Origin of the sequence: Pseudomonas sp. MWU12-3088, from assembly GCF_023242405.1 — a bacterium.
GTDB classification, from domain to species: Bacteria; Pseudomonadota; Gammaproteobacteria; order Pseudomonadales; family Pseudomonadaceae; genus Aquipseudomonas; species Aquipseudomonas kribbensis.
This window is the reverse complement of sequence record NZ_JALJEA010000001.1, coordinates 312195-324925: the sequence shown is the minus strand read 5'-3', so window position 1 is coordinate 324925 and position 12731 is coordinate 312195. Positions and strand designations below refer to the sequence as shown.

Annotated in this window: 10 protein-coding genes; 4 read left to right on the top strand and 6 right to left on the bottom strand. The window is 60.1% G+C overall.

Annotated features, from left to right (window positions below):
* Nucleotides 1-105: 105 nt before the first annotated feature.
* From M5B98_RS01560 to M5B98_RS01550, 3 genes are all read right to left on the bottom strand, one after another.
* Nucleotides 106-1290, bottom strand: a complete 1185-nt coding sequence (locus tag M5B98_RS01560) for a sugar transporter (RefSeq protein WP_248741541.1) — start codon at nt 1288-1290, stop codon at nt 106-108.
* Nucleotides 1291-1442: 152 nt separating this feature from the next.
* Nucleotides 1443-1727 (bottom strand): hypothetical protein, encoded by a 285-nt coding sequence (locus M5B98_RS01555; protein ID WP_248741540.1) that lies wholly within the window; start codon nt 1725-1727, stop codon nt 1443-1445.
* 44 nt (nt 1728-1771) lie between these two features.
* Complete coding sequence (locus tag M5B98_RS01550; RefSeq protein ID WP_134826782.1) at nt 1772-2050, bottom strand: hypothetical protein; 279 nt, start codon at nt 2048-2050, stop codon at nt 1772-1774.
* A gap of 190 nt (nt 2051-2240) precedes the next feature.
* On the opposite strand from M5B98_RS01550, the gene M5B98_RS01545 reads away from it, so the two are divergent.
* The 4 genes from M5B98_RS01545 to M5B98_RS01530 all read left to right on the top strand — a co-directional run bounded on the left by M5B98_RS01545 (nt 2241) and on the right by M5B98_RS01530 (nt 9238).
* Nucleotides 2241-3167 carry an HTH-type transcriptional regulator ArgP gene (locus M5B98_RS01545; RefSeq protein ID WP_248741539.1) on the top strand — a complete coding sequence of 309 codons (927 nt, stop codon included), beginning with the start codon at nt 2241-2243 and terminating at the stop codon, nt 3165-3167.
* Between the two features lie 192 nt (nt 3168-3359).
* The gene (gene mexE, locus M5B98_RS01540) at nt 3360-4613 is read left to right on the top strand and encodes a multidrug efflux RND transporter periplasmic adaptor subunit MexE (RefSeq protein WP_114882883.1); all 1254 of its coding nucleotides are present in this window, start codon (nt 3360-3362) and stop codon (nt 4611-4613) included.
* A gap of 15 nt (nt 4614-4628) precedes the next feature.
* Nucleotides 4629-7820, top strand: a complete 3192-nt coding sequence (locus M5B98_RS01535; RefSeq protein WP_085709791.1) for an efflux RND transporter permease subunit — start codon at nt 4629-4631, stop codon at nt 7818-7820.
* Entirely contained in the window at nt 7817-9238 is a 1422-nt protein-coding gene (locus M5B98_RS01530) for an efflux transporter outer membrane subunit (protein WP_114882879.1), read from the top strand. The genes M5B98_RS01535 and M5B98_RS01530 overlap by 4 nt, the downstream gene beginning before the upstream one ends.
* Nucleotides 9239-9296: 58 nt before the next feature.
* Here M5B98_RS01530 and M5B98_RS01525 read toward each other — a convergent pair whose 3' ends face one another.
* The 3 genes from M5B98_RS01525 to M5B98_RS01515 are packed head-to-tail and all read right to left on the bottom strand — an operon-like array spanning nt 9297 to nt 12607.
* Complete coding sequence (locus M5B98_RS01525; RefSeq protein WP_248741538.1) at nt 9297-10277, bottom strand: HlyD family secretion protein; 981 nt, start codon at nt 10275-10277, stop codon at nt 9297-9299.
* A 4-nt stretch (nt 10278-10281) separates the two neighbouring features.
* Nucleotides 10282-10482, bottom strand: coding sequence for a DUF1656 domain-containing protein (locus M5B98_RS01520; protein ID WP_085709788.1), 201 nt, complete (start codon nt 10480-10482; stop codon nt 10282-10284).
* The gene (locus tag M5B98_RS01515; protein WP_248741537.1) at nt 10472-12607 is read right to left on the bottom strand and encodes an FUSC family protein; all 2136 of its coding nucleotides are present in this window, start codon (nt 12605-12607) and stop codon (nt 10472-10474) included. The genes M5B98_RS01520 and M5B98_RS01515 overlap by 11 nt, the downstream gene beginning before the upstream one ends.
* Between the last annotated feature and the right edge of the window lie 124 nt (nt 12608-12731).

Sequence of the window (12731 nt, the reverse complement as noted above, 5' to 3'; positions counted from 1 at the left end):
AAAAGCTGTAGAAATGGCTAAAACAGGGGATCCGGATAGTCTCTGAAGTCTTGCCGAAACCGCTTTGCCATCGGTATTTTTCCTGTAGCAAAGCGGTTCAAGAACTCAAACAGAAGCCCCGGGTTGAGCCACCCGATAGACCGACAGGCAATAAATCAACAACGCCAACCCCGCCAACATCCCGCCAACCACCCCAACATAAGCAAAACCAAACTGGCTCCCCACCCAGCTCCCCATCAGCGCCCCGCCGCCAATACCGATGTTGTAGATCCCCGAAAACAGCGCCATCGCCACGTCGGTCGCGTCAGGCGCCAGCACCAGAACTTTGGACTGCAGCGCCAGACCGAAGCCCATGATCGCCATTCCCCAGAACAGGCTCAGGGTGCACAGGTAGGAAACCTCGCCGTTCAAAGGCAGCAGCAATGCCAGACACAACGCGAGCAACGACACGGCGACGATCAGAAAGCGCTGCGGGCTGTACCGGTGCAGCCAGCTGAACAGCAGAGATCCGAAAATCCCCGCGCCGCCGAATAGCAGCAGGATCAGCGTGACCGTCTCGCCACTCATGCCCGCCACCACCTGAACGAAAGGCTCGATGTAGCTGTAGGCAGTGAAATGAGCTGTCACGACCATGGCCGTCAGGACATAGATCGCCACCAGCGCCGGTCGCTTCAACAGTAACGGCAGGCTTTTCAGTGATCCCGAGTTCTGGCTCGGTAACAACGGCAAGACTCTCGCCAGCCAGAACACCAGCGTAGCCGCCAACACGGCGATTGCGATGAAGGTGGTTCGCCAACCCATCGCCTCGCCCAATATCCGGCCGAGAGGAATGCCCAGCACCATCGCCAGGGAAGTGCCGGTCGCCAGCAAGCCCAAGGCCTGGACCTGTTTGCCCGGCGGCGCCAGTCGCACGGCGAGAGAAGCGGTGATCGACCAGAACAATGCATGGGATAACGCCACGCCGATCCGGCTCAGCAACAGGACGGCGAAGCTGGTCGCCACACTCGACAGAATGTGACTGACGATGAACATCGCAAACAGCACGATCAACAGCTTGCGCCGCTCGACGTTGCGCGTCAGCAGCATGATGGGCAGCGACGTCAGCGACACCACCCAGGCATAGATGGTCAACATCAGGCCGACCTGAGCCGACGTCATGTCGAAGCTGTTGCCAATCGAACTCAACAGGCCGACCGGGACAAATTCGGTGGTGTTGAAGACGAATGCTGCCAGTGCCAACGCAATGACCGCATACCAATTGCCGCCGGTGGTCGTCGTAGAGTCGCTCATTTGAAAGTCGTGCCCATCTGTCGGTTTTGCGTACACCAATTGCCGGAAAGCCTCAGACGACAGGTGGTTCGATGGCGACTCTACTATAAAGAAACGCGGACGGGTTCATCGTGGGCGGGTGAAACTCTCGGCGCTCTGGATATGAGCGTGCGTCATTGGCCGGCATAGCCTTTGACCCGCATGCAATCATTGGTCAGATCGATCTGTTTTTCAGCGATAACGATGCCATCCCCCACGGCGCTGCCCATGCCGTGAGTCTGGTCATTTGCTGTCGGTGTGGAGTGGTAGCTGGCCGTTGCGGCCTTGGCCTGGTACTGGCATTCAGCTTTGTCGTGCTGGATGTCATAGGCACTGGCGCCCGGCCTGGACCAATCATGAACAGAAGTGGCACAAGCGCTCAAAAGCATCGCAAACAACGTGAAAAAAATGAACCTCATGGCTTTCTCCATCGGTAAAAGGATTCTGATTGCGCTGTTTGAAATCACTTGCAGACGAACGTCACGTGGGCGACTTCATTCTCAGGATCCAGCGGCAAGCGAGATTGAACTTCAAACTCGCCGAGCTGCTTGCCAAGCGATGCACACTTTTTGCAGGCCTTGTCCAAGGCCAGCTGACGCGCCCCTGAGTGGGTGTGTCTCGATAGCAGAGCATTCGCTGACGCCTGATATTCGTAGGGTCCGAGCTTCAAGTCGTGGGACTGCCAGATATAGTTGCCGACCAATGCGACAGCGCTCACAGCAATGATCATGTTGAGTTTCATGGCAGGCATCGATCGCTGGACATTTCATTCCTCATAACGCGCCCCCCTGTGTGGTCAATAGCGCAACGTCTGTGCGGGTCTGAATCGGTCAGATCGCGGTGATGGAATGATTGAGCAGTTCGGTACCGAGATGAAGAAAAACGAAGTATCTTTCAGTGCGGATTAGAAAAACTTAACGAGACTGGCAGCCATGCAACTCGATGCAAAACAGATGCAGGCGTTCCTTGCCGTCGTCGACAGCGGCAGTTTCGAAAAGGCTGCGGAACGGCTCAACGTGACGCCCTCGGCGGTGTCGCAACGGATACACGCACTGGAAGTTCGCCTCGGCAGCTCGGTTGTAGTGCGCGGGCGACCGTGCGAACCCACTCAGGCGGGAAGAAAACTGATGCTCTATCTTCGCCGTGCGACGGTGCTCGAAGAGGAACTCCTCAACGACCTGACCGGTGACGAAAAAGACCATTTGCGGGTTGTCATAGCCGTCAACGGTGACACGCTGGCGACCTGGTTTTTCCCTGCGCTGGCCGAGATATTCGTCAGCGAAAAAATCCTGCTCGACGTCGTGGTCGACGATCAGGACCACACCTATGCATTACTGGAAAGTGGCCAGGTCATCGGTTGCATCGGCACGCGCTCACAGCCGATGCGAGGATGTTTTGCCGAGTTGTTGGGATCGGTACGCTACCAATTGGTGGCATCGCCCGCCTTTCAGGAGCGCTGGTTTGCCAAGGGTCTGACCCGCACGGCTGCACGCAAGGCGCCCGTTTTCGCTTATTCACGCAAGGACACTTTGCAGTCTGATTTCATGCGGTCGCGTTTCGGCCTGCAGGCAGATGCTTATCCGACCCATTACCTGTCACTTCCGGAGGCCCGTCTGAAAGCCATACGCCGTGGCCTTGGATACGGGATGGTGCCGTACATGCAGGTCAGCGACCTGCTGAAAAACCGGGAGCTGGTGGATTTGGCACCCGGTCATTTCACTGACGTAGCGCTTTATTGGCACGCCTGGGATCTGCAATCACCGCGCATGGAAATGCTCTCCGAACGTGCAGTGCATGCGGCGCGCCGCATTTTGAGCAGCAAAACATCGGTCAATCGCTCCACCATGTCAAAAAAGTGAACCGTTGCATTCGCGGCAACACAGATTTGTCATCGATCATATTGATAGCCCCCTAACGAAAGGTGCATGCTAGAGGGCTTCGCTCGGTCTTATATCATTCCGAATGATAGTTACCTTCGTGTCATTCGATTCGTTTGCTATCTACCTGCCGAGCATCATCCGCCCATCTTCAATACATTGGCGGATGCATCCATGGAACAATCACTCAAACATTTGCGCTTCCCGTTGGCTTTGTTGGCCGTGATGGTGATGAGCGCCTGCGGCAAGACTCCAGAAACCGCCGCCGCCATGCCTGCTGCCAAGGTCAGCGTGGCCAAGGTGCTGGAACAACCGGTCAACGAGTGGGACGAATTCACCGGGCGCCTCGAGGCGCCGGAAACCGTTGAAATCCGTCCACGGGTATCCGGCCAGATCGACGAGGTTGCCTTCACCGAAGGTGCACTGGTCAAGAAAGGCGACCTGTTGTTCCAGATCGACCCGCGTCCGTTCCAGGCTGAGGTTCGCCGCCTCGAAGCCCTGGTCGCCCAATCCCGCGCCAATGCCACCCGCAGTGAAAACGAAGCCGGCCGTGGCGAACGCCTGCGTGCCAGCAACGCCATTTCCGCCGAACTGGCCGATTCGCGCACCAGCGCCGCACAAGAAGCTCGCGCCGCAGTCGGCGCACTGCAAGCGCAACTGGATCTGGCCAAACTGAACCTGAGTTTCACCCGTGTAACCGCACCGATCAGTGGCCGCGTCAGCCGGGCCGAGATCACCGCCGGTAACCTGGTGACCGCCGACACCACCCCGCTCACCAGCGTGGTTTCCACCGACAAGGTCTATGCCTACTTTGACGCCGACGAGCGTGTATTCCTCAAATACACCCAACTCGCCCGTCAGGGTCAGCGCGGCGCGACCACTCCGGTGTACATGGGTCTGTCCAACGAAGACGGCAATCCGCACCTGGGCCAGATGAACTTCGTCGACAACCAGGTCAATCCGAAGACCGGCACCATTCGTGGTCGCGCCGTGTTCGACAACAGCGACGGCACCTACACCCCGGGCCTGTATGCGCGCCTGAAACTGGTCGGCAGCGGCACCTACAACGCCATGTTGATCAATGACGAAGCGGTCGGCACCGACCTCGGCAAGAAGTTCGTGCTGGTGATGGATGGCGACAACAAGACCGCCTACCGCGCCGTCGAGCTCGGTCCGAAGATCGAAGGTCTGCGCATCGTGCGCAGCGGCCTGAACAAGGACGACACGATCATCGTCAAGGGTCTGCAACGGGTTCGCCCTGGCTCTCCGGTATCCCCTGAAGTGATCCCGATGGCCAGCGAGCAAACCATTGCCGCTCTCGCTCAACAACGACAAGCGCTGGAAGCCAGCAACCTGCCCAAAGTCGCACCTGCCAAAGGCGCGTCTGGATCGGTTGTGAAACTGGCTGCTGCGACCCCACGCGGTTAAGGGACGACAACTCCGATGAATTTTTCCCAATTCTTCATTTCACGGCCGATCTTCGCAGCGGTGCTTTCGCTGCTGATCCTGATCGCCGGCGCTATCTCGCTGTTCCAGTTGCCGATCAGCGAATACCCGGAAGTCGTGCCGCCCACCGTGGTGGTACGTGCCAACTTCCCGGGCGCCAACCCCAAAGTCATCGGTGAAACCGTGGCAGCTCCACTGGAGCAAGCCATCACCGGCGTCGAGAACATGCTGTACATGTCTTCGCAGTCCACCGCTGACGGCAAGATCACCCTGACCATCACCTTCGCCCTGGGTACCGACCTGGACAACGCGCAGGTGCAGGTGCAGAACCGTGTGACCCGGACCGAGCCGAAACTTCCGGAAGAAGTAACCCGCATCGGTATCACCGTCGACAAGGCTTCGCCCGACCTGACCATGGTCGTGCACTTGACCTCGCCGGACAAACGCTACGACATGCTGTACCTGTCCAACTACGCGATCCTCAACATCAAGGATGAGCTCGCTCGCCTCGGTGGTGTCGGTGACGTGCAGCTGTTCGGTATGGGCGATTACTCGCTGCGTGTATGGCTGGACCCGAACAAGACCGCTTCGCGCAATCTGACTGCCACTGATGTGGTGACCGCGATTCGCGAGCAGAACCGTCAGGTCGCCGCCGGCCAGTTGGGCGCGCCCCCTGCCCCGAATGCCCAAAGCTTTCAGCTGTCGGTCAACACTCAGGGCCGTCTGGTCTCCGAGGAAGAGTTCGAGAACATCATCATTCGCGCAGGCGACAACGGTGAGATCACTCGCCTGAAGGATATTGCCCGCGTCGAACTGGGTTCCAGCCAGTACGCCCTGCGTTCGCTGCTGAACAACCAGCCGGCCGTGGCGATCCCGATCTTCCAGCGCCCGGGCTCCAACGCCATCGAAATCTCGAACGAAGTTCGCGGCAAGATGGAAGAGCTGAAGAAAAGCTTCCCGCAAGGCATGGACTACAGCATCGTCTATGACCCGACGATCTTCGTGCGCGGCTCCATCGAGGCGGTGGTTCACACCCTCTTCGAAGCACTGATCCTCGTGGTTCTGGTGGTGATCCTGTTCCTGCAGACCTGGCGCGCCTCGATCATTCCTTTGGTGGCGGTGCCGGTATCGTTGATCGGTACGTTTGCGGTGATGCACCTGTTCGGCTTCTCGCTCAACGCCCTGTCGCTGTTCGGCCTGGTACTGGCGATCGGTATCGTGGTGGACGACGCCATCGTGGTGGTGGAGAACGTCGAGCGGAACATTGAACTGGGGCTCAACCCCTTCGATGCGACCAAAAAGGCCATGGGTGAAGTGACCGGCCCGATCATTGCCACGGCGCTGGTGCTGTGTGCGGTGTTCGTACCGGCGGCATTCATCTCGGGCCTGACCGGTCAGTTCTACAAGCAGTTCGCACTGACCATCGCGATCTCGACCGTGATCTCGGCCTTCAACTCGCTGACCCTGTCGCCGGCGCTGGCCGCTGTGTTGCTCAAAGGTCACGACGCACCGAAAGACCGCTTCTCGCGGGTGCTGGACAAGATCTTCGGTGGCTGGTTGTTCCGTCCGTTCAACCGTTTCTTCGACCGTGCCAGTCATGGCTACGTCGGCACGGTGCGCCGGGTCATCCGTGGCAGCGGCATCGCCCTCTTCCTGTACGCAGGCCTGATGGTGCTGACCTTCTTCGGTTTCTCCAGCACGCCGACCGGTTTCGTACCCGGCCAGGACAAGCAATACCTGGTGGCCTTCGCGCAACTGCCGGACGCCGCGAGCCTGGACCGTACCGAAGACGTGATCAAGCGCATGTCCGACCTGGCACTGAAACAGCCGGGCGTGGAAAGCGCCGTAGCGTTCCCTGGCCTTTCGATCAACGGCTTCACCAACAGCCCGAACGCCGGCATCGTGTTCGTGACCCTGAAACCGTTCGACGAGCGTAAAGACCCGAGCATGTCCGCCGGTGCGATTGCCGGGGCCCTGAACGGCCAATACGCGAACATCCAGGAAGCGTACATGGCGATCTTCCCGCCGCCGCCGGTACAAGGTCTGGGCACCATCGGTGGTTTCCGCCTGCAAATCGAAGACCGGGGCAACCTGGGCTACGAAGAGCTGTACAAGGAAACCATGAACATTATTGCCAAGAGCCATAACGTTCCGGAACTGGCCAACCTGTTCACCAGCTACACCGTGAACGTGCCGCAGGTCGATGCCGCCATCGACCGGGAAAAAGCCAAGACCCACGGCGTGGCCGTCAGCGACATCTTCGACACCCTGCAGATCTACCTGGGTTCGCTGTATGCCAACGACTTCAACCGCTTCGGTCGTACCTATCAGGTCAACGTTCAGGCCGAGCAGCAGTTCCGCCTCGAATCCGACCAGATCGGCCAGCTGAAAGTACGCAACAACAAGGGCGAAATGATCCCGCTGGCGACCTTCATCAAGGTCAGCGACACCTCGGGCCCGGATCGCGTGATGCACTACAACGGCTTCATCACTGCTGAAATCAACGGTGCCGCAGCTCCGGGCTACAGCTCCGGCCAGGCCGAAAAAGCCATCGAGAAACTGCTCAAGGATGAACTTCCGAACGGCATGACCTACGAGTGGACCGACCTGACCTACCAGCAGATTCTGTCCGGCAACACTGCTCTGTTCGTGTTCCCGCTCTGCGTACTGCTGGCGTTCCTGGTGCTCGCCGCTCAATACGAAAGCTGGAGCCTGCCACTGGCGGTGATCCTGATCGTACCGATGACCCTGCTGTCGGCCATCACCGGCGTGATCATCTCCGGCGGCGACAACAACATCTTCACCCAGATCGGTTTGATCGTACTGGTGGGCCTGGCCTGTAAGAACGCGATTCTGATCGTCGAGTTCGCCAAGGACAAACAGCAGGAAGGTCTCGATCCGCTGGCTGCTGTACTGGAAGCCTGCCGTCTGCGTCTGCGGCCGATCCTGATGACCTCGTTCGCGTTCATCATGGGTGTGGTGCCACTGGTGTTCTCCAGCGGTGCCGGTGCCGAGATGCGTCACGCCATGGGTGTGGCAGTGTTCTCCGGCATGCTCGGGGTGACCTTCTTCGGTCTGCTGCTGACGCCAGTGTTCTATGTACTGATCCGCAACTTCGTGGAACGCAGTGAAGCCCGCAAAGCGGCCAAGGCGCAGAATCTTCCACAGCAACTGGAGGCGCACCAATGAGTCTGAAAGTCTTCCTGCCGAGCCTGCTGGTACTGGCCTTGAGCGCCTGTGCAGTCGGTCCCGACTACAAGACCCCGGCCACGGAGGCGGCCAACATCACGGCCGCCACCGACGGCGCCGCCGGCCAGAAGAACTTTGACCGTTCGAAATTCGAAGGCATCTGGTGGCAGCAGTTCGACGATCCGACCCTCAACCAGTTGGTGACTCAATCGCTGCAAGGCAACCGTCAACTGCGAGTCGCCTTTGCCCGCTGGAAAGCGGCCCGGGCGATCCGCGATGACGTCAGCAATGACGCCATGCCGACCATCACCAGCCGCGCCAGCAGCAATCTGGGCAAAGGACAGATTCCCGGCCAGACCACCCAACGGGTCAACAGCGAACGCTATGACCTGGGTCTGGACATGGCCTGGGAGGTCGATCTGTTTGGCCGCATCCAGCGCAACCTGGAAGCCAGCGAAGCCGATCAGCAGGCCGCCGAAGCCGATCTGTACCAGCTGCAAGTCACCATGATTGCCGAACTGGTGGACGCCTACGGTCAACTGCGTGGCGCCCAGCTGCGGGAAAAGATCGCCGTGGCCAACCTGGAAAACCAGCAGGAGTCGCGCAAGATCACCATCAGCCTGCGTGACGCCGGCGTGGGCGATCAGCTCGATGTCGAGCGCGCCGATGCCCGTCTGGCTTCGGTCGAAGCCAGCGTGCCGCAATTGCAGGCGGAGCAGGTTCGGCAGAAAAACCGCATCGCCACCCTGCTGGGTGAACGTCCGGACAAGCTGACCGTCGACCTGAGCCCGAAAGACTTGCCAGCCATTGCCAAGGCATTGCCGATCGGTAACCCGGGCGAACTGCTGCAACGTCGCCCGGACATCCTCAGCGCCGAGCGCAAACTGGCTTCCGCCACGGCGCGTATCGGTGTGGCCAAGGCCGACCTGTTCCCACGGGTCAGCCTCAGCGGCTTCCTCGGCTGGACCGCCGGGCGTGGTTCGCAGATCGGTTCCTCGGCGGCCAACGCCTGGGCGCTGGGCCCGAGCATCACTTGGGCGGCGTTCGACCTTGGCAGCGTACGTGCCCGCTTGCGCGGTGCCGACGCCGATGCCGAAGGCGCACTGGCGACCTACGAGCAACAAGTGCTGCTGGCCCTGGAAGAGTCGGAAAACGCCTTCAGCGATTACGGCAAGCGTCAGCAACGCTTGATCTCGCTGATCCGCCAAAGCGAATCCAGCCGCAAGGCTGCCGATCTGGCTGAGATCCGCTACCGCGAAGGCACCACGGATTTCCTGGTGCTGCTCGACGCCCAGCGTGAACGCTTGAACGCCGAAGACAGCCAGGCCCAGGCCGAAGTCGAGCTGTATCGCGGCATCGTCGCGATCTACAAGGCTCTCGGTGGCGGCTGGCAACCGGAAACGGTCGCCAGCAAGTAACAGTTTTTTAAAGAGCTCCTTTGGTTGGCCGCAACCAACCAATTTTTTGCCCCGCGTATCATTCGGTCGCGGGGCTTTTTTGTGCCTGTCTTTCGTGGTTTTCCAGAACGGTGACGGTGGCTGTAGTGCCTGCCCTGAGGCGATCCTTGCCGGCATAGTCGGGGTCGATGCCAATCCGCACCGGCACCCGTTGTGCCAGCTTCACCCAGGTGTAACTGGGGTTGATGTTGGCCAGCAATCGACTGCCCGGCGCGTTTTCCCGGTCGGCGATGGCGAAGGCGATGCTTTGCACAGTGCCACCGAACTTCTCACCGCTCATCAACTCGATCCGCACTCGGTCGCCCTCCTCGATCCGTGGCAGCTTGGTCTCCTCGAAATAGCCACTGATGTAGAACGAGTCACTGTCCACCAGTGCCAGCAATGCACCGCCGGCCACAGCGTAATCGCCCTGCCGGGTCAACAGGTTGGTGACGTAGCCACTGACCGGCGATTCGACACGGGTACGCTGCAGGTCCAGTTCCGCCTGAGTCAATGCTGCAATCGCCAATTGCACATTGGCCTCGGCCAGGCCGAGATTGGCCTGGTTGCGCAGCAAGTCAGCCTGGGCCACGGCAACGTCGGTGCTGGATTTTTCCCACTCTTCGCCGGAAATCGCGAAGCCCTGTTTGAGCGTGCGTCTGCGTCGTTCCTCACTCTCGCGTTGTTTCAGCAAGGCCTCGCTGGCCACGATGGACGCCCGGGATTGGCCGAGTGTTGCCTTCGCCACTTCTACCGAACGCCTGGCATGTTCAACCGCCAGACTGTAGCGCGCCGGATCGATCTCCAGCAGCAATTGGCCTTTCTCGACATGCTGGTTGTCCTGGACCGCCAGACTGACGATGCGCCCCGAGACATCCGCCGACAGGGTCACCACGTCTGCCCTCACCCGCGCATCACGCGTCCACGGCGCGCGGGTGTAATGCTCCCAGGCGAACCAGCCGAGCACGATGGCCAGCAGCACCACAGCCAATGTCGTCAATCGAGTGAGCAACGTCTTCAAGGCATCAGGCTCCCATCAACAGAATCAATGTGGCGCAAACACAGGCGTACAGCGCGCCCTCGAACAGCGCTTCATGCCAGACCAGCCGCAACACGCCGAGGCGGCGCAATACCCAGTCCAGCAAGAGAAAGACCGGTATGGCGAGGATCAGCGCCTGGGCGATTGGCGGCAGGTAGACGCCGCCTATCTCGAAATCAATGGGCAAGGACAGGTTCTCCTTCAGGGGCATTGTGCTGCAGATATTCACCGTGACGCTCAAGGAACGAGACGACGATCAACAGCGCCACACGCATGCGGAATACAGACCACAGGTGCTCGTGCGTGGCGGCATGCAGGTCATCCAGCTCGTCACCGAGTGCATGCAGCGTCGTCAGCAAGGCTGGCAGGTGCACATCCGGGCGGCCAGCGACGAAGCGGCCGGTCTGGCGCAAAGCGGCCGTCAGTTGCCGGCCGAAGGTGTCCGTCAGCAAAGCGTTGCCCTGCACCTGTTGTCTGAGCTGGTGAATGGCGACACCGAGCGCCACACAGGCGAGGCTGATTTCATAGCGCCGTTGCATGTCCGGGTCATTGGCTGCCGGCAACAGACCCAGCATGGTGGTCAGGCGGTCGACCATGCGGCTTTCGAACGCGAATTGCTCTGCGTCCGTTGCTGGCGATTGGGTCAGTTGATACACCTGTTCCCGCGCTTCGTTGTAGAACCGACGGATTCGCAACACCGGCCGGAACGGAAAGATCCACGCATAGACGATCAGGGCCAGCATCGCCGCACTGACGTAGGCACCGGCAAATTCGAACCATTGAATGGCCGTGTTCTGCCCGGTGCCGACATTCTGCGGGCCGAGCATCAGGAAACTCGATAACCCCAGCCCCATGCCGATGCCCGCCGTGGCCGGGCTGGCCAGTCCTACCGCGATGACGTAAAGCAGCGGAGCCAGCAATATCGCCAGCCATTCGAAGTCGTTGACCGCCGGCACCAGCATGAACTGATACAACGCTGAAACCACCAGTGCCAGGCCCAGTCCCCGGGCGTAGCTCTGCGCGGCGATCAAGGGGCGCGGGAACGTTGCCATCAGCGAACACAGAATCCCCACCAGAATCATCCCGCCACGGGCACCGTCCCAGGCTGTTTCGATCCAGATCAGCCCGGCCACCAGCAATGCACTGAAGGCCCGGATCGCATTCATCGTCGCCAGAGTGAAGTCCAGGTGCAGCGGGCTGGACTGGCCACGAAACATGCAACTGGCCTCCCGCCCGTCCTGTATGGCTTCGCTCAGTTCGAGGATCTGCTCCAGTTGTTGCAGCAGCCGGGCCTGCTCCCAGCGCAGGGCCCAGGCCAGCGAACGCAAGGTTGCGCTCATGTCCTCGGTCAACTGCTCAGCCCTGTAGGCCAGCGCTTCGAACTGTTGCTGCAGGACAACCAGTTGATGCCTCATGCCTTCCGGCAGTGAACGCCCGTACTGTGCCAGTTGATCGAGAAACGCCAGTTCATCGGCGCGCAAGCGCTGGACCTCGAGTGGCAGATCCCCGTCCCAGCGTTCGGTCAGCAACTGCCGCTGATGACGCAGGGCTGTCAGACGCGAGGTGAGCAGCATCAGTTGATTGCCCAGCATCAACACGAGATTGTTGGCACTGCGCAGGCGCGGAGCATCGAAATACAGATGACGGCGCAAGCCTTCCAGGGCGCTGATTTCGCCGAGCAGTTGCATTTGTCGGCGCTGGAATTCGGTTTCGCTTTCTTCGGTGCGAATCACCGCAGCGGCATGGGTGGCGACCAGTTTTATCACCTGATCGACCTTGGCGAAGTAGTTGCGCGAAACCGCCTCCGGACGGGCCGTCAACAGGCTGACGACACAGACGCAGGCCACCGCCAGCAGGGTTTCGGTCACCCGGGTAACCGCCAGCAGGAAGGTGCCGTCCTGGTCCGGAATGGCCAGCAGCGCCACTACCACGGCGGTGTAGCCACTGAGCACGAACGCCTGGGAACTGGTGTAGCGCAGCAAGGTGCCGCCGGCCGTGCATAGCGCCAGCCACAGCGCCAGGGTTGTGATGAACGGCAAAGGCGCCTGAGGGAAAATCGCCATGATCAGCACCGCCACCGCCGCGCCGAGCGTGGTGCCGATGACCTGACCGAAACTGCGGGCCAGCGCCATCCCGGCCAGTGGCTGACTGATAATGACCACTGCCATGATCGACCATTTGGGTTGATCCAGATCGAACAGGAACGCCAGGTAAAGCGTCAGCAACCCGGCTGCAATGGTTCGCAGGGCAAACAGCAACACTGCCTGACCAGGATGGATCACCGTCTTGAAATAATTGAGCAGGGCTTGCATGGACGCACTCGTCAAAGGAACTTCACCAAGCGTAGTCACTGCATCAGAAGCTCGACGGCTTCCGGGGCCGACAGATGTTGTAGGGATATTCATCCTCAGTCGCGTGACATAACGGGCAGAGTGT

Bases quoted from the DNA above. Each gene is read 5' to 3' on its own strand.
- M5B98_RS01555 (WP_248741540.1), bottom strand. From the start codon at position 1,727: ATGAGGTTCATTTTTTTCACGTTGTTTGCGATGCTTTTGAGCGCTTGT.
- M5B98_RS01530 (WP_114882879.1), top strand. From the start codon at position 7,817: ATGAGTCTGAAAGTCTTCCTGCCGAGCCTGCTGGTACTGGCCTTGAGC.
- M5B98_RS01550 (WP_134826782.1), bottom strand. From the start codon at position 2,050: ATGAAACTCAACATGATCATTGCTGTGAGCGCTGTCGCATTGGTCGGC.
- M5B98_RS01560 (WP_248741541.1), bottom strand. From the start codon at position 1,290: ATGAGCGACTCTACGACGACCACCGGCGGCAATTGGTATGCGGTCATT.
- M5B98_RS01515 (WP_248741537.1), bottom strand. From the start codon at position 12,607: ATGCAAGCCCTGCTCAATTATTTCAAGACGGTGATCCATCCTGGTCAG.
- M5B98_RS01535 (WP_085709791.1), top strand. From the start codon at position 4,629: ATGAATTTTTCCCAATTCTTCATTTCACGGCCGATCTTCGCAGCGGTG.
- M5B98_RS01545 (WP_248741539.1), top strand. From the start codon at position 2,241: ATGCAACTCGATGCAAAACAGATGCAGGCGTTCCTTGCCGTCGTCGAC.
- mexE (WP_114882883.1), top strand. From the start codon at position 3,360: ATGGAACAATCACTCAAACATTTGCGCTTCCCGTTGGCTTTGTTGGCC.